Origin of the sequence: Caballeronia sp. LZ003 (genome assembly GCF_031451465.1) — a bacterium.
Classification (GTDB): Bacteria; Pseudomonadota; Gammaproteobacteria; order Burkholderiales; family Burkholderiaceae; genus Caballeronia.
On sequence record NZ_JARUXJ010000241.1, the window covers coordinates 1 to 23288 of the forward strand.

Annotated in this window: 18 protein-coding genes and 3 pseudogenes; 11 read left to right on the top strand and 10 right to left on the bottom strand. The window is 57.2% G+C overall.

Annotated features, from left to right (window positions below; genetic code table 11):
* Both QCE79_RS37005 and QCE79_RS39650 read right to left on the bottom strand, forming a co-directional pair.
* Positions 1 to 530 (bottom strand): CheR family methyltransferase (locus QCE79_RS37005; RefSeq protein WP_309853436.1); only part of this gene is annotated, 530 nt, incomplete at its 3' end.
* A 68-nt stretch (positions 531 to 598) separates the two neighbouring features.
* Positions 599 to 1239, bottom strand: a pseudogene (locus tag QCE79_RS39650) (chemotaxis protein CheB); the annotation flags it as partial.
* 151 nt (positions 1240 to 1390) lie between these two features.
* Between QCE79_RS39650 and QCE79_RS37015 the strand changes: the two are divergent.
* Positions 1391 to 1534, top strand: a complete 144-nt coding sequence (locus QCE79_RS37015; protein WP_309853494.1) for a hypothetical protein — start codon at positions 1391 to 1393, stop codon at positions 1532 to 1534.
* Here QCE79_RS37015 and QCE79_RS37020 read toward each other — a convergent pair.
* Positions 1535 to 1765: pseudogene (locus QCE79_RS37020) on the bottom strand (DUF6723 family protein); the annotation flags it as partial.
* Positions 1766 to 2562: 797 nt separating this feature from the next.
* On the opposite strand from QCE79_RS37020, the gene crcB reads away from it, so the two are divergent.
* Positions 2563 to 2952: a fluoride efflux transporter CrcB gene (crcB, locus tag QCE79_RS37025; RefSeq protein ID WP_309853441.1), complete on the top strand. Its 390-nt coding sequence runs from the start codon at positions 2563 to 2565 to the stop codon at positions 2950 to 2952.
* Between the two features lie 13 nt (positions 2953 to 2965).
* The gene (locus QCE79_RS37030) at positions 2966 to 3298 is read left to right on the top strand and encodes a DUF190 domain-containing protein (protein WP_309853444.1); all 333 of its coding nucleotides are present in this window, start codon (positions 2966 to 2968) and stop codon (positions 3296 to 3298) included.
* Between the two features lie 399 nt (positions 3299 to 3697).
* Here the strand turns inward: QCE79_RS37030 and QCE79_RS37035 are convergent, their stop codons facing one another.
* Positions 3698 to 4606 carry a LysR family transcriptional regulator gene (locus tag QCE79_RS37035; RefSeq protein WP_309853446.1) on the bottom strand — a complete coding sequence of 303 codons (909 nt, stop codon included), beginning with the start codon at positions 4604 to 4606 and terminating at the stop codon, positions 3698 to 3700.
* Positions 4607 to 4815: 209 nt separating this feature from the next.
* On the opposite strand from QCE79_RS37035, the gene QCE79_RS37040 reads away from it, so the two are divergent.
* On the top strand, positions 4816 to 5799 hold the full coding sequence (locus tag QCE79_RS37040) for a DUF1852 domain-containing protein (protein WP_309853488.1): 984 nt from the start codon (positions 4816 to 4818) through the stop codon (positions 5797 to 5799).
* Between the two features lie 26 nt (positions 5800 to 5825).
* Positions 5826 to 6854, top strand: a complete 1029-nt coding sequence (locus QCE79_RS37045; protein WP_309853449.1) for a methionine synthase — start codon at positions 5826 to 5828, stop codon at positions 6852 to 6854.
* A gap of 453 nt (positions 6855 to 7307) precedes the next feature.
* On the opposite strand, the gene QCE79_RS37050 is transcribed toward QCE79_RS37045, so the two are convergent.
* The 5 genes from QCE79_RS37050 to QCE79_RS37070 form a co-directional block, all read right to left on the bottom strand.
* On the bottom strand, positions 7308 to 9716 hold the full coding sequence (locus QCE79_RS37050; protein WP_309853453.1) for a VCBS repeat-containing protein: 2409 nt from the start codon (positions 9714 to 9716) through the stop codon (positions 7308 to 7310).
* Entirely contained in the window at positions 9713 to 10597 is an 885-nt protein-coding gene (locus tag QCE79_RS37055; RefSeq protein ID WP_404989502.1) for a metal ABC transporter solute-binding protein, Zn/Mn family, read from the bottom strand. The genes QCE79_RS37050 and QCE79_RS37055 overlap by 4 nt, the downstream gene beginning before the upstream one ends.
* A gap of 106 nt (positions 10598 to 10703) precedes the next feature.
* Positions 10704 to 11897 carry a hypothetical protein gene (locus QCE79_RS37060; protein ID WP_309853457.1) on the bottom strand — a complete coding sequence of 398 codons (1194 nt, stop codon included), beginning with the start codon at positions 11895 to 11897 and terminating at the stop codon, positions 10704 to 10706.
* Entirely contained in the window at positions 11891 to 12550 is a 660-nt protein-coding gene (locus tag QCE79_RS37065) for a DUF1007 family protein (RefSeq protein WP_309853460.1), read from the bottom strand. The genes QCE79_RS37060 and QCE79_RS37065 overlap by 7 nt, the downstream gene beginning before the upstream one ends.
* A gap of 117 nt (positions 12551 to 12667) precedes the next feature.
* Positions 12668 to 13126: a transcriptional repressor gene (locus QCE79_RS37070; protein ID WP_309853464.1), complete on the bottom strand. Its 459-nt coding sequence runs from the start codon at positions 13124 to 13126 to the stop codon at positions 12668 to 12670.
* Between the two features lie 157 nt (positions 13127 to 13283).
* Here QCE79_RS37070 and QCE79_RS37075 point away from each other — a divergent pair, with 157 nt between their 5' ends.
* From QCE79_RS37075 to QCE79_RS37100, 6 genes and pseudogenes are all read left to right on the top strand, one after another.
* Complete coding sequence (locus QCE79_RS37075) at positions 13284 to 15386, top strand: TonB-dependent receptor (RefSeq protein WP_309853468.1); 2103 nt, start codon at positions 13284 to 13286, stop codon at positions 15384 to 15386.
* Positions 15387 to 15461: 75 nt separating this feature from the next.
* The gene (gene zigA / locus QCE79_RS37080; RefSeq protein ID WP_309853471.1) at positions 15462 to 16700 is read left to right on the top strand and encodes a zinc metallochaperone GTPase ZigA; all 1239 of its coding nucleotides are present in this window, start codon (positions 15462 to 15464) and stop codon (positions 16698 to 16700) included.
* 73 nt (positions 16701 to 16773) lie between these two features.
* A complete protein-coding gene (locus QCE79_RS37085) occupies positions 16774 to 17904 on the top strand; it encodes a GTP-binding protein (protein WP_309853476.1) in 1131 nt (376 codons plus the stop codon).
* Positions 17905 to 18005: 101 nt separating this feature from the next.
* On the top strand, positions 18006 to 18377 hold the full coding sequence (locus QCE79_RS37090) for a hypothetical protein (RefSeq protein ID WP_309853479.1): 372 nt from the start codon (positions 18006 to 18008) through the stop codon (positions 18375 to 18377).
* Between the two features lie 614 nt (positions 18378 to 18991).
* Positions 18992 to 19833, top strand: a pseudogene (locus QCE79_RS37095) (IS110 family transposase); the annotation flags it as partial.
* Positions 19834 to 20734: 901 nt separating this feature from the next.
* Complete coding sequence (locus QCE79_RS37100) at positions 20735 to 21025, top strand: hypothetical protein (protein WP_309853482.1); 291 nt, start codon at positions 20735 to 20737, stop codon at positions 21023 to 21025.
* A 164-nt stretch (positions 21026 to 21189) separates the two neighbouring features.
* Here the strand turns inward: QCE79_RS37100 and QCE79_RS37105 are convergent.
* Positions 21190 to 23288: ATP-binding protein (locus QCE79_RS37105; protein WP_309853485.1), on the bottom strand; the 2099-nt coding region annotated here is incomplete at its 5' end.

Consider the following 23288-nt stretch of genomic DNA (forward strand, 5'->3'; position numbering starts at 1 on the left):
GCTTCATTGATGTCAGTTGCAAAAATCTGCACCCGCGGAGGCTGCGGCATGCGGTCTGCGTATTCCTGAATCAGGATCGCAACCGAGTAACTCTCCTCTTCCGACGCGCAAGCCGGTACCCAGATGCGCGCCTCTTCTCCCGCTGAGACGCTGTTCATCAGATGCGAGATGACCTCTTCCGCCAAGGTGGCGAAGGACGTGGGGTCGCGAACGAAGCTGGTAACACTAATCAGGAGATCGGCCAGCAGCGGGCTCAACTCGCCGGCATTGCGCCGCACGAAGTCGCGGTACTCTGCAATGCTGGTCAGCCGGTTGACTCGCATTCTGCGCTCGATGCGACGTTGCACCGTGGCGCGTTTGTAATGTTGGAAGTCGTGTTTATTTCGATTCCGAAGTGTCGCCAGGATGTCCTGCAGCGCTTTTTCGTCGGACGAGTCGTCATCCACCTCGGCTTCAGCACCGGCGTCTGTCGCCAGCGCGGCAACGGAATCCGATGAACGGCCTCGGGGGGCTCTTGCGAGGTCGACCAACCGCCGGCCGATTCCTCCGCGCTCAAGACCAGGTCGATCGCTCCTGTGTTGATGGCCGCTTGCGGCATCTCCCCGTACTGGGCATTCTCCGGTTCCTGCGCGATCGTGAGCCCTCCTTGCTCCTTGATCGAAGCTAGCCCCAGTGAACCGTCTCGGCCCGTTCCTGACAGGACGATGCCGATCGCGCGTTCCTCATGCACTTCGCCTAGGGTTCGGGAGAAAAGATCAATGACGGATGAGGGCCTGTTACGGCTTGCCTCACCGGGCTGCACATGCCCGTCATCGGTGATGAGCTTGGTCACAGGCGCAATGACGCATACAGCCCTGCTTCCAAGCGGGTCCTGACGCGGACCTGGCTCACGGTGAGTGGCGTCACGCGCTGCAATATCTCGGTCGCACTGCTCTCATGATCGGGCGAGAGGTGCAGCACCACGACGATCGCCACGGGAACTTCGGTGCCCAGTGTTTCGAGCAACGCCATCGTGGCCTGCAGGCCACCGGCGGAACCTCCAATGCCAACGACCAGCGGTCGTGACGGGGTATCGGGCAGAAGTGGGAGCGACCCCGCGCGGCCATCACCGCCATTTGTTGATCTTGTTCCATGACTCACTCGGTCGGAAGACTCGGTCGGGCGACAGCGTGCTCTTCCCTTTGCGGCGACGTGCCCCGGGCGCAAACGCCAATGTTTCCGTAGCCGCCAACCTATCATAGCGTCGGTTTCACCGGTGCGACCGGTCGACTGGCGAGCTCGGCTGCTCGACTGCTCGACTGCTCGACTGCTCCGAGGCGGGGTAAGGAAAAAATTGAGGGCAGGATGCTCGCAGCCTTTTAGGATAATCAAGTCGGAGCGAGCTCAGGCCGTGCTTGCACTGTCCGATAGCTGGAAGGTCAGTCAGGTGGCGCGTGAGTTCAACTGCGCGCTTCCCTCGCTGCTGTGCGCTTATCTCCGGATACGGGAGATCTGCTGCGACGATCTCGGTCCCAAGCGTTACGGCGGCAACTGATGCCTCCTGTTTCGTGGGAAACGGACCAATGGGTCCTGCTCCGTCATAGGGAAACAACAGCCGTCCGTCTGTGGTACGAACGACCTTTAACGTGCCATAAAAACCGCTTGCCAGTGTGCCCCTGTACGACGCATAGACAACGAAATCGCCTTTGTCTGCGCCTGCTTTCGGTGGCACGGGCTCGTTCGGATAGAGGACTAGTTTGGGTCGCTTGCCTGTAGTGTGTGCCATCGACGTAGGCCCTGTAATTGAAGTCAACTCAATTCAGCATTGCGTGAGCCAGGGAACATGTCCCTGTTTTGACATCAAAGGCGCTAGCAGGCGATGCAAGAGCCTTCCCTATCGCCACGTGGCTTCGATGGACGTGCCTGCAGCGCGACGTAAGTTTTGTACCCCTTAAGGACAAACCCTCACTTACGCTCTCGTCGCTTCGCCCGCGCCGCAGATCATTCCGTCGCCGCGATCTTTTACTCTTTTAGACTTCTGGGCCTGGACGAGCCGGCCGCTGACGAGCATCGGCGACGCACATCGAACGCGTTGGGGTTGCAATCGTCAGCTATCGATCAGGCCCTCTCGCACGATGCGCATAGTTGACGCTTTTGCCTCCTCGAGCGTAGCAACTCGGGCAACAAAATGCGAGACGTCATGCCCGGCTAGCTTTCCCTCTTCGAGCTGCTCGCGTGCCAAGATGGACCGGAGTGCGCAGTCGTGGACTCCGGTCGCCTTTAGCATCAGGACGAACCGCATGCGCCAGCGCGATCGCCTCGCGCTCATTGTTCACGACGGTCACAAGGACCGCTTGACCCGATCTGCCCGGAACGCAGCTTTCTCACCATCATCCAGACATCACCGGAATACGGCATCCACAGTGTCTCGAACTAGTCGACACCGAAGAGCACTTGCGTGACTTCATGCGCGAACACGCCGAAGAGCTGCGAAAGGTCCACGCGGTCATGTTCCTGTGTGAACTCCCCACCGTACATCACCTCACTTCCCATGCGCTTCCCACCTCAAGCAGAGCCTAAACTATGACCGGGGCGTTCTCGCTTATCGCCATCAGCGTTGGCGCGATGCTAGGCGCGCTATCCCGTTATGGCTTGAGCGTCGCATTGAACGCGCTCGTGCCAAACATTCCGATGGGAACGCTCGCGTGCAATCTGATTGCCGCGTACATCGTCGGGTTTGCGATCGCGTTCTTCGGCTCGGCGGCAGGGCTGTCTGTTGCGTGGCGCCTTTTCCTCATCACAGGTCTGGCTGGCGGGCTGTCGACATTCTCGACTTTTTCTGCCGAGCTGCTGACCTTGATTCGGGATGGCCGACTCGGGTGGTCGGTCAGCATGCTTGCACTGCACGTCGGTGGTTCGTTAGTCATGACCGCGCTGGGCATGGCCACGCTTTCCCTAACCCGTCACACCTAAAAAGGAGTCTGCAATGCAGGGCTATCAATTGACGTTTTTCACTGAACAAAACCGCAAGCATGGACACCAATCAATCTGTGACTGGCTGCTGAAATTCGCCGAACAGCACGGCGCATCGGGCGGAACATTGATGACCGGTACCGAAGGGTTTGATCACGCGGGCAAGTTCCATTCAGCCGGCTTTTTCGAACTTGCTGATCAGCCGCTTGCCGTCACCGTTTCCGTCGACGAGCGGGCATGCCAGCGCTTGACGAACGCGCTCGCGGAAGAAGACGTTGATCTGAGCTATGTGAAAATTCCGGTCGAGTTTGGCCAAGTTGCCGCTCGGTCGCGTGACAGGGCGTGATCGATTTCTCAACAGCTACAAATCTCTTTTTGCAGAACTGTCAGTCTCTCGATTGGTCGCTTATGTCCGCTGTCTGGCAAACCACAGTCAGTGCGATGTCCTACCGGGCTAACCGTGGGACGGCGGCTCGTGGCCGACTCTTGCCCGACGCGGCGGACCGTCAACGACCCGTGTCGGCCAATCGAAACTTCTTGGCAATACCGTCCGCTACCAGTGTATGAACGGCCCGAGCCCGTTGTGTGACTGAGGCCACCATCGCCGCCACACGTCGATGTGTCTCCGAGCAAGCCCAGTCAATCCATACCATGACCGGCGAGCGTGATTGCGGGAGGAGCATTGCGCTTAGCGAAGCATCGGAAGAAACATATAAGCGAATTGCGCGTGCGCGAGATCGTGGATCTAGTCTCGCATCCTGGCGTCCGCCCAGTCCCAGTCCCGCGCCGCCTTCACGAACGCCGCAAGATAGTCGATGTCGTCGTCGGTCTTGCGCGTGCCGAGGAAAATCTGTTTCGCGATGCCTTTTTTTCCAAGCCGTACGGACGTGAGCGGCATCCAGCTCGCGTACTCTTCCGCCAGCCAGCGCGGTAACGCCGCTACGCCACGACCGCTCGACACCATCTGCAGCATGATGTCGGTCGTCTCGATCACCTTGTGACGCCTGGGCGCCGTGTTCGCGGGCGTGAGGAAGTGAGTGTATATATCGAGCCGGTCCGTCTCGACGGGATACGTGATCAGCACCTCGAGCGCCAACTGCTCCGGCGTGACATACGCTTCTTTGGCGAGCGCGTGGTCGTCGCCGACCACCAGCACCTGCTCGTAATCAAACACCGGCTCAAAATGCAGCTCGGACTTCTTGACCGGGTCGGGCGTGACAAGCACGTCGATTTCATAGCCTATCAGCGCACCGACGCCGCCAAACTGAAAGCGCTGCTTCACGTCGACGTCGACATCCGGCCAGCGCACGAGATACGGCGACACCACCTTCAGCAGCCATTGATAGCACGGCGCGCATTCCATGCCGATTCGCAACGTGCCGCGCTCGCCCTGCGCGTACTGCTTCATGCGTTCTTCGGCAAGATCGAATTGCGGAAGCAAGCGGTTCGCAAGGCTTAAGAGATACTGCCCGGCTTGCGTGAGCCGCATGGAACGTCCCTCGCGCGTCCACACGGACATACCGAGCTGCTGCTCGAGCTTTTTCACCGCATGGCTCAGCGCGGACTGCGTGAGATTAAGGGTATCGGCGGCGGCCGTGAGCGAGCCCTGTCGCTCCACTTCTCGCACGACCATCAGATGACTGCGATCCAACATCGCCCTCTCCATGAGCAAAGTTAATGGTTATATGAAAAAAATCCATTTTAGTTCATGCAACGGAAACTATATCATCTCTGCCAGTTCTCTCTTCCATTTTGCGCGCGGTACATGTTGTCTTGGTGAATACGCGGTCGACATGCCATGAGCATTACTAAGGAAGAGCCGACGCAGCGTTCATCCGAAAAGAATCAGGGCGCAAGATCATGATGATGAGAGAGTTCGCATTTGCTATCAACAGCATCCGTTTCGATGAAGACTATCGACCGTCGGAGAACACGCGTATCACGACCAACTTTGCCAACCTGGCCAGAGGAGTGCGCCGCAAGGAAAACCTGCGCAACATCTCCTGGATGATCGACAACCGCTTCAATTCGCTGGCGCAGTGGGATAACCCGGAAGGCGATCGTTACGCTGTCGAGCTTGATATCATTTCCGTCGCAATGAAGATCGACGGCGAAAGTAGAGGTAATGCGCTCCCTTTGATCGAGATGCTGAAACCGAATATCGTCGATCGAAAGACCAACGAGCGCATTGCAGGCATTGTGGGAAATAATTTCTCTTCATATCTGCGCGACTATGACTTCAGTGTGGTATTGCTGGAGCACAACAAGGAAAAGGCGGGATTCAGCAAGCCGGACAATTTCGGGAATCTCCACGGAAATCTGTTTAAGTGCTTCATAAATTCGAGCGCATACAAAAAGCATTTTGCCAAGCCGCCGGTTATTTGCCTGAGCGTTTCCAGCAGCAAGACCTATCGCCGCACGGTCAATGAGCATCCCGTGCTCGGCGTGGAGTATCGCCAGGACGAATATTCTCTGACCGACGAATACTTCGAAAAAATGGGCTTGAAGGTCCGCTATTTCATGCCCCCCAATAGCGTTGCGCCGTTAGCTTTTTATTTTGCCGGCGATTTACTCGCCGATTACACCAGCCTCGAGCTTATCGGCACCATCAGCACGATGGAGAGCTTCCAAAGAATTTACCGGCCCGAGATTTACAACGCGAACTCTCCGGCAGGCGCGTCCTATCAACCGAGCCTCAAGCACCAGGATTTCTCCTTGACGCGCATCGTGTACGACCGGGAAGAACGCAGCCAGCTGGCTATCGAGCAGGGAAGGTTTGTCGAAGAGCAATTCATCAAACCTTATCAGGCCATTCTCGAGCAATGGTCCGCTGACTACGCTCTTTGATCCTTTAAAACGCAAGGTCGTCTACCGTGAAAAAACTGCTACCCACTTCCACTGCTGGCAGCTTGCCTAAACCATCCTGGCTAGCAGAACCGGAAAAACTCTGGTCACCTTGGAAATTGCAGGATCGGGGGCTGATTGAGGGCAAACAGGATGCGCTGCGTTTGTCTTTGCAGGAGCAGCAGCATGCGGGCATCGACATCGTCAGTGACGGCGAGCAAACGCGCCAGCATTTCGTGACCACATTCATCGAGCATCTCGACGGCGTCGATTTCAATCACCGCAAGACCGTCCGAATTCGCGATCGCTACGATGCCAGCGTGCCGACGGTCGTCGATGCGGTTGCCCGGAAAAAGCCGGTTTTCGTCGACGACGCCAGGTTTTTGCGTCAGCAAACCGATCAGCCCATCAAGTGGGCATTGCCGGGTCCGATGACCATGATCGATACGCTCCACGACGATCACTATAAGAGTCGCGAGAAACTGGCCTGGGAGTTCGCGAAGATCCTGAACGCGGAAGCCCGCGAACTTGAAGCCGCCGGCGTCGACTACATTCAGTTCGACGAGCCCGCTTTCAATGTTTTCTTCGATGAGGTGAACGAGTGGGGCGTCGCGACCCTGGAGCGGGCAATCGAAGGCCTCAAGTGCGAAACCGCTGTGCATATCTGCTACGGCTACGGGATCAAAGCTAATACGGACTGGAAGAAGACGCTGGGGTTGGAATGGCGGCAATACGAGGCAGCCTTCCCGAAGCTGCAAAAGTCCAGCATCGCTATTGTTTCGCTGGAGTGTCACAACTCGCATGTGCCGATGGAGCTGATCGAGCTCATCCGAGGCAAGAAGGTGATGGTGGGCGCCATCGACGTGGCCACCGACACCATCGAAACGCCGGAGGAAGTTGCTAGCACGTTGCGAAAAGCGCTTCAGTTCGTGGATGCCGACAAGCTCTATCCGTGCACAAACTGCGGCATGGCTCCCCTGTCGCGTAATGTCGCTAGAGGCAAGCTGAGTGCTTTGAGCAAGGGCGCGGAAATCGTCCGGAAAGAACTCTCGAACTAGTTCCGACATGGATTCTTAGGCAATCGATCCACGCTGTCCACAAGCCGGCTGTCCGTGGACCTCTGGCTTAAGGGGATTGGCGAAACGCCCCGAACACTTCCCCATCAACGACCGGTAGGTGAGCAGAGGCGACGGCGGAATGTCGAGCTTCCGGCGTTATCGACCGTCCCTTGGCCGTGATCAGCAGGTCTTTATCGGCCCCTCCGGCCAGCAAACGACCGCAACCATTCGAGCTCAGGCAGCAAGTCATCGCGCGCGCAGTTTTACTCGCGGACGACATAAGCACTCCTATTAAGATTGGAGTTTTCCTGCGGCCTTGCCCACACGAGCAAACCTTTGAACTTGACCTTGAGGAAGCGGTAATACATTGCGTGCATGCATCAATCCAGCGAGCGATCCGCTGTCCGCCTCGCGTCGCTCATCTGCCGGGACCAGTCGAGATCTGGCAGCAAGTTACTGCGTCAGCTCGGCAAGCCAGAGTGATTCCGAAAACAAACCCGGTAGGCCGGCCCAGATTCGCGCGAGTCCCAGATGCCCCGAGTCAAGGTCGTAGCTGATGAGGCCGGGCGCCCCACCCGTAAAATAGTATGGACCCAGTTTTGCGTTTGCGCGGGTGAAGAGAACAAGCGTTGCTCGCCCTTTGTGATTCACGAGCGCAGGGACCACGTCCGCATATGGAGCTTCAGAAATAGAACCAATATTAGCGGGCTTGTCTAGCAGGCCGACATCGACTCTCCAGACGCTTGTGCTCGCGTCCCCACCGGAAGGCTGCAGGATCAACACGTCTGCCGCGGGAGCTCGGTCTTCGACGACGACTTTGGCGAGCGACGGAGCGAACTCAGGATAAACCCGGATGCGCATGTGCTTCTCAAAACGGCGTCCGTTGCTGCTTACTTGCGAAAGCGTTAATGCGGAATCGACGCTTTGAACGGCGAGTAACCCTTCTTGCTTCGAGTGGCCGATGCATACGGGCATCAGCCGAGAGTTGTCTTGCAATCCGCTTGCGGCAAGCCAAAGGCGGGGCGCGACGCCGTTTAGACCGTGGCTTGCCGCAACCCATAGGTCCAACGTTCTGTCTGGCCTCTTCTGTGCGATCAGAACGTCAACGCGTCCACTGCCATCAAAATCTCCCGCCACATATTGTTGAGCCTCGCCAGGTGTGAAAGCGGATGATGTCTGGAGCCATAACTGCGGTGCGGCGAAGTGCACCCCCGTGCTGCGCATCAGCCAGAAAGCCGTTCCGCCATTGCGCGGAGCAATCACCATGAGATCGTCGCGCCCTGTACCTTCAAAGTCTCCAAGCAGGAAGCGCACGCTGTCAAAGCAGAGTGTGTTGCCTGAGCAAGTGGGCATATTGGCATGTGGATCGAATGGTACCGCGTTCAGATACCACGGCTTTGCGGTGGGTAGCCTCGACATCGCGCTCACCCATACGTTGAATCCCGGACCATCTTCGCGACGCTGGACGAAGACCGCGCTGAGCGGTCGTCTTCCATCGACTGTGCCTCTCACGTGTCCGTACAAGGCACCTTGCTCACGAAGATCCGTCCATTGCGAATGAGGCGTCGGCGCCCAGCGTGATTCGGCAGTCAACGCAAAACAACGACCCGCGCTTAGCGTCCCATTATGCGCGGCAAGGCAATGTCCCTGCGGCGTGTAGACGAGGCCAAAATCCCAGGGGGTCCACTTTTGAGCGGCGTCGTCTTTCTGACAGGGCTCCTCGCTCAACATGCCGCCGCGCTCCGTGACGCAATGCCGCGTGTACTCGTCAACCAGTTGTGAATTGTTCTTACTGCCCGGCACCGCAGCTACGGGCTGCCAGTGCCAATTTTGTGTGGGTCTGCCTGAGCATGTGTCGAGCGTTGGCGCCCCGCCGCGTCCCGGCGAAGTCAAGCATTGGCTTGAAAACTCGTTCACGAGATTGCTCGAGCGCGGTCGAAATTCAAGTCCCGCAGCGCTCGAGCTCGATTCGGTCCAGTAACGCCGTGCCACCCAGTTCCCGTCCCACTGGTATTCTCCGAAAACGTGTTCCCCGTTGTCGTCCCCATCGATTGCGAAATAAGAAGCCACGTCGTCCCGTTTCATCTGAGTGTCTGCCGCGCTGAGATTCTTTGGAAGTCCGCCGGTCGGATAGGTGACGTGATAAGAAATGGGAACGTCGTGATCAAGGCTTTGCGCGACAACTCGTGTAATGCGCGCCGCGTAGATGTGATCTGGATGCTCGACAAATGGAACGGTGTCCGGATTTAGCGTATAGATCGCAGTCGCGGGTTCGAGAATCTGACGGAGCGTGGCGACTGTCTGTGCGCGGCTGTATTCGGTGGAATGGGCCCCGTCGTCATTGAGCGGGTACGTGCTAATTGTCTCACCTTCGTCCCACATGAGCCCAAGCGGCACCTTTCCACCGCGAACTGCCCCGCCTGGCATCCGAAGTTCCAGCAGCTTGACCTTCGGTTGCTGCTTCAACACCATTTGATGTACGGGCTTACCCGCCACGACGATGGTCGACTCAATCCAGTCATTGGCCACACCTGCCATGCGGGCGTAGGCAAGCCGCGTGCCCTTCTCGCGAAGCTTCACATAGTCGAATTTCGCGCCGTTGGCACCGCCAATCAGGTGAACCGTCGTCACGCACCACCCAGCTTCTAATTTATCGCTAATGCCTGGATTAACGAAGAGCAAATCGTCATCAAGGTGAGCGACGACTGTGACAAGCAAGCCCGTGTGACAGTCTGCGACGTGAGCGGCGTGAGCGCTGAAGGGCGCAAATAGGGCACCCGCAAGCACAAGCGTGATCCGAAGCACCGCAACAACTTCACGGCACCGACGAATCATTCTGAGCAAGCGCGTGCCTTTGGTCATTTCGAACTTTTTGCGAGTGCTTTGTCAACGGCATTCAACTCATCAAGCACCCACGCCTGATAAGTCTTTCCTGCGGGTGCAGTTTCCGTTACACCCACGACGGGGACGCCTGACTGATTGGCGAGGTCGCGCATGCGTTTGGCCATGCCGCCCGTCGCCTGACTGTTGTAGATGAGCACATGCACACGATGGTCCTTGAGATCACCCTCAAAAGCCGCCACGTCAGATGCAGCAGGCTCCGTATCATTCATGATTGCATTCTGGAAGGCCCCATTGCGCATCTCCAAACCGAGCGCTTGCGCCATATATCCGAAGACAGGTTCAGTCGCGGTCACCGGCGTGCCCGAGTACTTGGCCTTAATCGCGTCGACGCGCGCATCGATGGGTCTGAGCGAGGCTAGGAAGGTTTGTAGATTCTTTGAATAATCCGCTGCGTGCGTCGGATCACTGGTTTGCAGCGACGACGCAAGCTGCTTCGCCAGAGTTGGCATTGCATCCGGTTGATACCACAGGTGCGGATTGGCGCCGCTCTTCTTATTGAGCAGTTCGCCCACGACAATCTCCTGGCGGCTCGATGATTTCGATCCGGCAAGCAGCTTGGTCATCCATGGATCGTAGTCCGCGCCGTTGTAGACAACGAGCTTCGCGTTGGCGAGTGCTTTGCCAACGCTCGGACTTGCTTCAAAAAGGTGCGGATCTTGATCCGGGTTGCTCAAAATGCTGGTCACCTGAACGTGCGAGCCGCCGATCTGACGGGCTACATCACCGTAGAAGTTTTCCGCAGCCACGACTTTGATAGGCGCGGCGGCCACTGCATTGATTGAAAACAACATCGCCGCTGCGAAAGTTGCGATCGAACCGAGTTTCACTCTGGCCTCCATGGCTTAATAGAAAACGATACGATATATCATTGCGACCGCGTTCGAGTGAACTTTTTAACGGTCGTCATTTGTCGGGCGTTCATTGCAAACATCGGACACACAGATCTCACATGAGTGTCGGTGCCCTCCAGCCGATTGCGAGGCTTACAACTTGCCAAGCAGCGAAACCCGTAACAATCAAAGCCCCGCCCAGCGCAAGCTTGCGCTGGATACGCTCAGCGCGCATGCCCAAATTGAATTTGCCGACGGTGAGTTCGCGATTCACGTGACGGCTGGTCAGGCCGATCAGGCAGACCGTCAGTGCAACGCCGAAACTCATGGCGAGCGCGCTTATGACGCCCACGAAAAAACGTTGCTGATCGAGCGCAGAAAGCAACACGAAGATAGACCCGGCACAAGGACGAACGCCAATAGCAAGTCCCGCAGTCAAGCTTTGACGCAAAGTCAATTTCGCCTCGTGGGTATAGCCCGAGACTGTCTCCCGCGATGCTGACCGAATCCTCGCGAGTTGGAGGCCGAGGTAAGCACCCTCAGAAGATGCTTGTTGAGATTCGCTACGTTCCGGCAGTGTACATTGCGCGTTAACGCGGCCGCTTATGGGCGCAAGCCGCGCACGAGATGGAGCGCAGCATGACCGATGGGTCACCAGGGACCACACCGACCACCCGCCAACTGCAAGCAAGGCGAGGTAGCTCATCAACTCAAGCTTGGTTGCGGTCGTCAGCACATCGCCGAAGCCGTATTTCGCCAACAGCGCGGCAACGCCCACGAGCGCGATTGCTGAGAGCGCCTGACAGAGCGCCCCCCATGCGCTCAACAGCACCGCATGCCGTATGTTCGTTCGCCGTGTCGCGAGGAGTGTGGTAATGACCAATTTCCCGTGACCAGGGCCGAAAGCATGTAATACGCCGTACCCGAAGGACAGCGCAATCATGGCCAGCGCGGCGACCGACGCAAGCGATAAGTGAGCTTCAGTTAAAAGATCCATGAGGTGCTCATTGAGCATGCCCTGCCACCTCACGTTTGTCCCCTCAATCCACCGTAGCCATTCAGGCTTAAGCTCAACCGCGCTTGCCCCCACAGTCTCGGCACGAGCAGCTTTGGCAGCTGAGACACCGTCGTTTGACGAAACTGGCGCGCCGGTACTCGTGCGTCCAAAAACATCGACTGTTTGGGCGAAGGCCGCAATCGGAGAACCCATCAGTATCGCGAATACCGTCAGAGCAGACATGAATTTTAGCCAATCGCGCTTCGCTTCAGCGATGAAAGATTGCTTGATTTTGAACCACCTGATTAACATGAAATCTTGCTCGCTCGTGGTGTGAGAAGTCCGCTAAAGATCGGGTGATCGCGGTCCTCAAATGATTCAGCGGTGCAATCATGCGATCCCGCACCATCCAACTCAATTGGACGGTGCTGAACGCTTTCGAAGTCAACAAAAAAGGTTTCGTCCCAGATGCCCACCGTCACGTTGAGTGCCTTGGCGTCGACAGAGCTTTTCAGCGGTACAAGGAAGCGATAGACCATGTGTTTGTCCTCAATCGCGACGTTGAATTCCCGCGCCTCGCCAACCGCCAGAGGCTTACCATTCGCATAAACATGCGTGAAGTAATCAGCGCCTTTCAGAGATGAGAAGGCTTGTTTCCAAATGATGGCAGTGTGCTTTGCATCCATCGGCCCGGATGTGGGAGCGTCCGAAAAATCTCCGACCAACGAGAACGGGAAAACGCGAGTGAAAGTCCACGTTTCACGAATGCCCGTCACTTTATGATCTGCCTTCATCTCTGCTTTCGCGGTGTAATCAATCCAGACATGAGGGTGCGCGTGAGCTTGGGCGCACAGGCCGATCGCTCCCAGTACGAGCAGTTCGCAAAGCGTCGCACGAGTTGATCGTAACCGTAAGGATCCCGATGATTTCGTGGATGTGGTCCGCCTACAAAATAGTGAGTGCATGATCAAGAGATGCCAGTTACACCCTTCATATGTCGGCCATTTTTCTGTTTTGTTCAGTCTGACAACTGTACAGAATGGGTTCTGGTAGTGATCCCCCTGGCCGCAGCGGACCGAGGCTCACGCGCCCGATTTTGCCTGACACGCCGAACACACCCCATTGACCTCGGTATGTCCGCCTGCCAGTCGATAACGTGCTCCTTGCGCAGCATTAAATAGCGTGCGCTCCACCTCAATGCCCGCGAGCATTTCGATCGCGTGACATTTCGTGCAGATCAGAAACACCGCGTGGCCCTGCCCCTCTACCTTCAGCGGCAAAACCATAAATGTGTTGGTTGCCGAGAGCCGGACTACCAGTCCGATCTCGATGAGAAAGTCTAGGGCTCGATAAACCGCGGGCGGCGACGGCGTGCGGCCAATGCTCGGAAGGTCATTAATCAGTTCGTAAGCTGACGCGTGACCGCCGCGACGGAGTAAAAGTGAGAGCACCTGACGGCGCAGCCTGGTTGCCTTCTGGCCGGTCGCAACCAGGCGACACTCGAGGCGCTCTATCAATGCTGGATCGTGGTCTGTGCGCATCAGAAATCAGTTTGATGTAAGAAGCTCGTTTACGCTCGTAACGTAACGATATAACATAGCGCACATTCGTTGAAGGACTGCCAATTCAAGTGATCCTCCGCCTGCAGTATGCAATGTTATAGCATTGCTTACGTGGGTCTTCATAACAAAATCTTCGATGACGACTGTGAAATTACACCGCACGCGCCTTTCGCAACGGGCATTTCGGCTTTCGCCCCTCTCCCTCACCTGCTTCGCCATTTTGGCCCAGGCTCAACAAGATGCCTCGCCGACACCTACCTCGACTTCGGTACCTGGAGGGGCGCTAGCGCCGGTGTTCGTCACGGCCAATCCGCTGAGTGACACGGACCTCATCGCGCCCGCTACGGCTTTGTACGGTGACGAGCTCACGCGTCGACAGACTAATTCACTGGGAGAGACGCTGAACGGCTTGCCCGGTGTGTCCACAACGACTTATGGTCCGATGGTTGGCCGCCCTATAATTCGTGGCATGGACGGCGATCGAATCCGTCTGTTGCAAAACGGTGTTGCGGCCTGGGATGCTTCCTCGCTCTCCTATGACCATGCGGTGCCGCAAGAGCCGCTCACCGTCGAACGCGTTGAGATCGTGCGTGGGCCAGCCGCGCTGCTGTACGGTGGCAACGCGATCGGCGGCGTGGTCAACACCATCGACAACCGAATCCCACGAGAGCCAATTAAGGGCGTGGATGGTGCCGTTGACGCAAGTTACGGCGGTGCGAACAATGCCCGTGCGGGCGAGGCGATGGTCGAAGGCGGTAATGGTCGGTTTGCCTTTCACGTGGACGCGTTTGACCGCGAGACCAGCAAGGAGCGTATCCCCGGGTTCGCTCACTCGGACCGACAGCGCGCGCTTGACGGTCCCGATGCCGACGAAGCTTATGGCAGCATCCCAAACAGCGATGGCCGCTGGCATGGCGGTGCAGTCGGTGGCGCTTACACCTGGGCTGACGGTTACGCCGGGCTCTCCTATAACGGCTATGAAGCGAACTATGGCTCCGTAGCCGAAGATGACGTGCGGCTACGCATGCACCAGGATCACGTCGCTCTCGCCTCTGAAGTACGTAACTTGCAGGGGCCGTTCTCCCAGCTGAAGTTCGACTTTGGTTACACGGACTACGAGCATCGCGAGATCGACAACGGGGAGACCAGTACCACCTTTCGCAATCACGGGTACGAAGCGAGGCTCGAAGCCCGACACCGAAAAATCGGCCCCTTTGAAGGCGCGATCGGTGTGCAGGTCAGCCAGAATACATTTTCGGCGCTCGGCGACGAGGCACTGGTGCCGACAACGACCACCACGAATGTCGCGCTGTTTGGCTTGGAGGAGTGGAATGTCACTGACGCATTTAAGCTCAGCGCGGGCGCGCGCTATGAACACGTCAAACAGGATCCCACCGCAGCAGGCAACGACAAGTTCGCCAGCGCCGCTGACCGTGATTTCAACGCAGTCAGCGCCTCATTGGGTGCGCTCTACAAGCTCACCCCGGCGTGGGCGGTCGCCGGCAACATCGCTTATACAGAACGCGCGCCCGCGCTTTATGAACTTCTCGCCAATGGTCCACACGACGCAACCGGTCAATATCTAATCGGCAATCCGGATGCGCAAAAGGAAAAGGCCATCTCCGCTGATCTCTCATTGCGCTACGCAAGTGGGCCGAATAAGGGAAGCATTGGCGTGTTTTACAGCCGCTTCCGAAACTACCTCACTGAATACAACACCGGTCGACTGGTCGATGACGACGATCAGGTTGTGGCTCCCGGTACTGATGATGCATTGAACGAAGCGGTTTATCGTGGGGTGCGCGCTGAGTTTTACGGCATAGAGTGGGACAACAAGTGGCGGATTTATGAGCACGGCGCACACAAGGTGGATTTCTCGTTAGTCGGTGACTACACGCACGCACGCAACATGGACACCGGTGAGCCTCTTCCGCGCATTTCGCCGCTTCGCGCCACCGTCGCCCTGGACTACGGATACGGGCCGTTCGGCGCACGCGCGGAAATGGAACACGCGTGGGCACAACATCGAGTGCCTGAGGACGATCTGCCGACTGCAAGCTATACGAAGCTTGGCGTGATGTTCACTTACAAGTTCCACGTCGGCACTACCAACTGGCTTGCCTATATCCGCGGGGATAACCTGACCAATCAGGACATTCGTTACGCCAGTTCAGTCGTGCGCGATATCGCGCCTGAGGGCGGCCGTAGCGTCATGGTCGGCTTGCGAACAACATTCTGACAGCAAGAACACGCGCACGCCGTTGCCAACTGGACCAAATGCGCAGGTCCTAATAGATCCAAAATGGAGCGACTCATGGACTCACGACTTCCTGTAACGGTTCTATCTGGATTTCTAGGCGCAGGAAAGACGACGCTTCTTAATCCTATCCTCAATAACCGTGAAGGCCGCCGGGTTGCGGTGATCGTCAACGACATGAGCGAGGTGAACATCGACGCAGCGCTCGTTCGAGATGGTGGTGCGCAGCTTTCGCGCACGGACGAGAAGCTCGTCGAGATGAGCAACGGCTGTATTTGCTGCACCCTGCGCGAGGATTTGCTCCTCGAAGTGAAGCGGCTTGCGAAGGAAGAATGCTTCGATCAACTCGTGATCGAATCGACGGGAATTTCGAAACCTTTGCCGGTAGCCGAGACATTTACTTTCGCCGATGAAACTGGTCAGAGTCTTTCAGATGTCGCACGCCTTGACACCATGGTCACGGTCGTAGACGCCTTCAACTTCCTGCGTGATTACAGCTCGCAGGAGAGCCTGTATTCCCGTGGCGAATCGCTCGGTGATGAAGACGATCGCACCGTTGTTGATCTGTTGATCGAGCAGGTGGAGTTTTGCGACGTGATCGTGCTCAACAAAATTGATCTCATCGACGACCTGGCCCGCGCGCGGCTGATGGCAATTTTGCGAGGCCTCAATCCGCGCGCGCGCATTGAAGTTTCAGAGTTCGGACGCCTGCCTCTCGAGCGCGTGCTGGACACAAAACTATTCGATTTCGACGACGCGGCCGAAGCACCTGGATGGCTCAAAGAAATGCGGGGCGAGCACACGCCTGAGACCGACGAATACGGCATTAGCAGCTTTGCATGGCGCGCGCGGCGCCCACTCCACCCGCAACGCTTCTGGCAGCTTATAAACGGCGAATGGCCGGGCGTTCTGCGCTCGAAGGGTTTTTTTTGGCTCGCTACTCGACCGACTTACGTCGGGTCGTGGTCGCAAGCCGGCCCTGTATGCCGTCATGGCGCGGCTGGGCGCTGGTGGGCAGCAGTTCCGAAAGCGCATTGGCCAACGGACCCTGAGTCCCTGCTGGCCATCGAAAAAGAATGGGATCCGAACGTCGGCGACGCACGGCAAGAGCTCGTGCTGATCGGCATTGAGATGGATGAGCGAGCGCTGCGCCAGCGCCTGGAAGCGTGTTTGCTCACCAATGAGGAAATGGCTGAGGGCCCTCAAAGGTGGATGCAGTATGAAGACCCTTTCCCGATGTGGGGGTCCCAGATCACCGACGACGAAGATCGTGCGAGAGAGCGCGAACGGTCGTGATTGACACGCGGGTCGTTCGCGGCAGGCTGCGACCCTATTAGGCTCGATAGAGAGACAAAAATTGAGAGGCAGTATGGACCTAATTCCCGTAACCCTGATGACAGGGTTTCTCGGCAGCGGCAAAACCACGGTACTGAATCGCTTGGTGCTGCAGCCCGAGATGGCAGATGCGTTAGTCCTGATCAACGAATTTGGAGAAATTGGACTGGATCATCTGCTCGTGGCACACAGTCGAGAAGACATTGTGGTCGAAATGAGTAGCGGGTGTCTGTGCTGCACCATTCGCGGCGACCTGGTGCGCACCCTCACAGATCTGTGCGGGCGGACTTTGAGCGGTGACACTAAACAGTTCAGTCGCGTCGTCATTGAGACGACTGGATTGGCGGACCCAGCGCCGATCGTACATACCCTTGTGACGCACCCTGCGCTCAGAGACCGCTTCCGACTCGATGCAATCGTAACCGCGATTGACGCACGTAACGGCGAATTGACGCTCGACACGCACGCCGAAGCAATCAAACAGGCGGCGATGGCCGATATATTACTCGTTACCAAATCGGATCTTGCAGAGGTGAACGACTTGGCAGGCCTCGCAAGTCGCCTGCATACGATGAACCCCGCCGCAGAGGTCATTCGCGTAAGTCACGGAGAGCTAGTCGCCAGTCGCATCCTGGATCTTAGACTTTTCACCACGGACGGGAAGATAGCGGATGTCGAGCACTGGCTTGCCGCGGAACGCTATCCGCACTACGAGACGCACGGCTCCGGTCATAGGACGCAGCATCGCAACGGTGATCCACACGAGCACAAAAACGCCCACATCCTTCGACACGATCATGATCATAGTCACGACATCAATCGTCACGACGATCAGATTCGAGCTTTCTGTTTTACGGTCGATGAACCGATTCCCCAGGACGTCGTCACAGAGTGGCTCGAAGTCTTGGTCTCTTTGATGGGACCATCAATGTTGAGAATCAAAGGAATCCTCAATTTACAAGGGCAAGATCAGCCAATCGTGATTCACGGCGTGCAGCATATCTTTCATCCACTGGTAATGCTAGACGCTTGGCCTAGCGATGACAAACGTTCGCGCATCGTCTTCATCACACGTTCCATTGCGCGGGAAACGATTGAGAGGACCTTTAAGATCTTCAGCGCCGTCACCGCAGTCGGCGCTCGCGCATCTGCCTCTAATGGCTAGGTGGGTACTCATGTCCTTAGCCAGATGGCAATAATAATAAGATACCTCACTTATGGCTTTGCGAGTTGAATTATTAGAGGCGACAAGCGCGGAGGGAAGCAATGGACATCAAAAGCTTTAGAGCGACTGAAACGAAGCATGACGCGCTTTTTGATACTCTCACCGAGCGAGGGGCATTTTTTACTGCTGCGGGCGTCGGCCAAATGAGTGCAACCGAAATGCGTTTGGACAATGCAAGTCGACAGCTTTTTGTAGCGTTCATGGAGCGTTGCGAGTCAAGCGCAATCTGGGCTAAAGAATGCGCCTCCGTCCAAGTTACATCGAAAGATGTGGCCGTTCAAAAGGTTCGTGAGAATCTAGCCGCAGTTGTTCCCGCAAGCGCGTTGTTTTTTGTCTGCCGCGATGAGCAGACAGTACATTTCGTGATCCAAGCACTGTCACCTGCGGACAGTGGGCATTCGACGTGCCAATAGAACAACGCAGCGTCTGCTCCTAAGCAGACTACTCAAGTCGCGCGAGCTAAAACGGGATTGGGGTCGCACTCGGCCTATCGAACGTACTCCACGCCAGCTATTCGGACTGGTTTAGGCACCAAAGATCTACGCGAAACAGGTCTGGAAGATGAGCCTCCTGTGGGTCTTCCACCGTTGTCGGCCCAAACGGAAGGATGAAAAAACGTTAGACCGAACCCATCGCCGTCCCGGATGACGCCGACCTGACTGGAGCGCCCGCGAAGCTCTGTACAACCGTCAGGCCAAAATCGGTCGACGCCCTCTAGAAACGGCTACGGTCGCGAATGACGTTCGCACTGTGCTGGGGCGGGCCGAATAGGGCTACCAAATCTTTGCATAACCGACGGCAAGCGTATTGCATTCGCTCAACGGCTTTGCTGAAGCCAATGATCAGTACTCCCTCGAAAATTGACCCCACACTTCGCGAGTCGCCGATCAATGCTGGTAAGTCAGTATGACTTTCCGTGGGTAGAGGGGCTGGCCTGGCGTGGGGCATCAACGCGGGTTAGCATCGCTGCCAGAGCCGCATGGGTGGGCAAAGGCCGCACCCCGGCAACTTCCCCACGGAGGCCAGCATGGACAACGATAGCACGGTGTACGTCGGACTTGATGTGCATAAGGAGTCGATCACAGTTGCCTATACGATTGATTCGGGTGAAGTTGAGCTAATGGGTAAGATCGGGACGACGCCGACGGAAATTGATCGCCTGTGCAAGCGACTGCGATCCAAAGGGCGGCATATCCGACTCGTCTACTAGGCTGGGCCCTGCGGTTACGGGCTGTACCGGCGTCTGGTCAAGCAAGGCTTCGACTGCATGGTATGTGCGCCATCATTGATTCCACGAAAGCCTGGAGAACGGGTCAAGACTGACCGACGCGACGCGATAAAAGCTGGCGCGTTCGCTGCGTGCCGGCGACCTCTCAGCGGTATATGTACCAAGCGTCGAGGACGAGGCGTTCAGGGATTTGGCGCGAGCCTGGGCATCGGCAAGGGACGATTTACGGCACGCGCGACAACGACTGAAGTCCTTCCTGCTAAGCCACGGTTTGCACTATGTCGGACGCGCGGACTGGAGCGCCGCACATCGACGCTGGCTAAGCAAATATTCCTTCGAGACAGCATGGAGGCAACTTGCGTTTGAAGAACATCGACGCACAATCGAGGATCGGCTAGCACAGTGTGAGCGACTGGAAGTAGCGCTACGCGGAGCCGTCGTCGAGTGGGGTTTCTATCCGGCAGTGCTGGCGTTACAGGCGATGCGCGGCATCCAGTTCATTACGGCAGTCGGCATGATTTCCGAGCTCGGCGATCTCTCACGCGTCGAGCATCCACGCCAGTTTGATGGCGTGGCTGGGCATCACACCCTCAGAACATTCGTCCGGAGGAACGCGACGCCAAGGGGGCGTCACCAAGGCGGTGTGAACTTTCGCCGTTAAGGAGCCAAACCGTTTTCGGCATAAAGGCGCCAGGGAGTTTTCGGCGTTTAGGCGCCGCAAGTTTTTCAGCATATAGGCGCCAGTAGATTTTCGCCGTAAAGGCGCCACTGGCGTCTGAGTCGGGCGCTCGAACTTCACCAACCGCTACTCTGCCGGCACGCATTTGCTCCGGAGGGTGGCTTGAAGAGGAAGTTCGAGATGTACCAATATCGACAGGTTCTGGTGCGAATGCGCCAGGGTGACTCCGACCGGGATATCGACCGGTCGAAGATCATGGGCCGTAAAAGCTGGCAGCCGTGCGGGAGATCGCAACCTGCCGCACGCGAACACCGCCGACGACTACGAGGCTTTGCTGCCCTGGCGACTGAATCCAACCATAGCCTGACGTATGTCGCATGGCAATGCGCAAGGGACGCCGTCTAATGCGCGCTTACGATCAATTCCCGTCTTGTTGTCATGCTGAGCCTCGTCATAAGTCGCTCCCGCCAGCCGTCTGACAGGTAGCAAAATACTTGAGGCAACGAGCCTAGCCCGGTAACAAAAAACTTGAGTCAATGCGCCGGACAGAACAATTGTCGCCGCGCAGACAAGTGTCCTAGGTCTAGGCACATGTCACGATAGCAACGGTGTCGGCCCGCTTTGGCGGGCCGCCCGCCTCCCTTCGCGATCACGAAATCACGTGTCAGTGGAAACAGTCCGCTATACGACGGAGTCGGTAGGTCGCGACCGTAGCTGATTATTCTCTGGGAACATTCGCTGATCGCACTGCGCCGAGTTAAAGCGAGGGGTGAAGGCTATGTGGCCTCACCTAGTGGGCCTGCATCTCATGGCACGACGATTGTTGAAGCATTCGCAACTCGCGTTTCGTTGTGGAGGCCACTATGGAAGCATTATCACCGCAAGCCTTGCAGGTTGTTTCGGAACGCTGGAGCGTGTTGCTCAATGTTTTGGACCGGCACCCCGGCCGATATCCGGAGCAGCTCTATGGCGACGTCATCGCGCTCATTGCTCAAACGGAGCGCCTCCTCGACGCGGATTATTTTGAGAATGAAGTGTTGCAAATCGCGAGCCGGCTAGCGCACGAAGGGAGTCTAAAAATGGCGCTCTTCCGGCTCCACGAGATCATTGAAGCACGCCGAGAAAACCTGTGGCGAGCCGCTCACGTGCAATGAGCAAAGCGGCTCGTGCGCCACCGTAATTTGGTATGAAACCTGGCGCTTGCGTGGAGCTCGTATAGAGCGTCGAGCATCCGTCGGTGCTGGTCAGTTACCGTTGACACCCAGCTCAGCGTAGTCGATTTGTAGGTAGACGTGACTATGGAGGCTTGGATCTTGCGTCAAGCCTCTCCCAAGCTCATCCGCAGCCGCTCAAGCGACACGGGCTTCGAGATGTGACCATCAAAGCCTGCGGCTAACGCTTCGCGCACGCAACCTTCTCCGCTGTCGCCACTCACTGCAAAGGCGCGAATGCGCTTTGAAATCTTTAGTTTTCGTGCCCGCTTGATCAATTCGTACCCCGACATCTCCGTCATCCGGATGTCTGACAACAGCACGTCGTATTCACCCGTTTCGAGCATTGTCAGTCCTTTCTCGGGACTGGTTGTCATATCAACATACGCTCCTTCGACGCGAAGCAGCTCTGCGAATGCGGATAAGCTCTCGCCGTCGTCATCGACCAGCAGGATGCGGTATTGCAAGGACGCGGATGAATGCGAGTCGTCGGTTCGACGAATTCCCGCGGCGGCCAACGGCAGCTTGACCCGAAAGCTCGTGCCCAAACCCCTGCCGGGCGAGCTCGCTTCAATGCTTCCGCCGTGGGCTCGAACCAGCTCTCTAACGAGCGCCAGCCCAATGCCCAGTCCGGCCCGGCGTGGGCCGACCGATTCGGCCGCTTCACCCTGGCTAAATAAGTCGAAGACCTTAGGCAAGAACTCGGGCGAGATTCCGATGCCTGTGTCGGTGACTTCAAGCGTCGCGCGGCGCTCATCGGCGCCGACGGAAACACGGATCGTGCCGCCTGCGGGCGTGAACTTCACCGCATTGCCGAGCAGGTTCCAGACAACTTGCTCGATTCGCACGGCATCACAGTCGCACACCACCGTCTCAGGTGTCTGGACCTCGAGCGTGATTTCTTTGCGCGCCACGTCCAGTGACATGGCTTCGCTAAAGCGCCAAACGATCTCTACAAGATCCGTCGGTTGCCGATGCAGCCGCAGTTTTCCAGTCTGGACCCGGGAGAAATCAAGCAAATCATTGACGATTGTTTCTTGCGTCGATACCGCACGCATGATGGTCCCGCCGAGCCGCTGAACGGCCGCGGAATGCCGCGTTTCGGGCTGACGGATCAGGAGCTCGGCATTAACCTGAATGAGATTCAGCGGTTGCTTCAGTTCGTGCGCCATTTCGGCCAGGAAGCGATCTTTCAGATCCGAGCCGGCCCTGACCTGGGCGCTGGAGCGCCGTTCTTGCGTGAGCTCTTCGTCGTGACGCGCCTCCCGACGTTTGACATCCGATACATCCCGGGCAATCTTAACGAATCCTCCGCCGTTGCCGGTGTTCAACGGCGTCATGACGCCGCTGCAAAAGAACCGCGTGCCGTCCTCGCGAAGGTGCCAGCGTTCATCGGCGGCGCGGCCTTCTCGCACCGCGGCGCTGCGTTCCTGTTCCGGAGCGCCCTGTGCCCGGTCCTCATGCGTAAAAAGGACATCAATCGATTTCCCAAGGATGTTCTCCGGCGGATAGCCGAAGATTATTGTTGCGCCTTCATTCCAGGTCGTGATGACGCCGTGCAGGTCGGTGCTCAACACGGCAAAATCTCTGCTGGACGCGATGGCATCCCGGAGACGCTCTTCGGTGCGCTGAACGCGGTTTTCTGCGGCGCGCAGCTCGGTCACGTCGATGAAGGTCAGGACCGCGCCCCCGATCTTGTCCTGACTCGTGCGATACGGCTGAATGCGAGCAAGATAGTGCTCGTCGTCGACGCTCGTGACGCTGCGCTCGATGGGCACCAACTGCCTGAATGCAGCCGTTGCGTCTTCCACGATTTCGTCGTAACGCAGCCGGTTCGTCACATCCATGAGAGGCCGGCCGACATCCGACGGGATGAGAGAAAACAAGCGGCGCGCCTGCGGCGTGAAACGCTTAACGCGCATCCCAGAGTCAACAAAGACCGTCGCGATCTCCGACGCTTCCATCAAATTGCTCAGATCATCGTTGTTGCGCCCGGCCTCGTCAACCTTCATGCGTAATTCGAAGTTGACCGTGGTCAACTCCTCATTGGCGGACTGCAGCTCCTCCTTACTTGTTTCCAGCTCTTCCTTGGCCGAACGCAACTCCTCATTGATCGCCTGAAGCTCTTCGTTCGACGCTTTCAGTTCTTCGTTTGATACGGCGGAGCGATCAAGCGTGTCCTGCAGATGCGACTTCAATGCCCGGT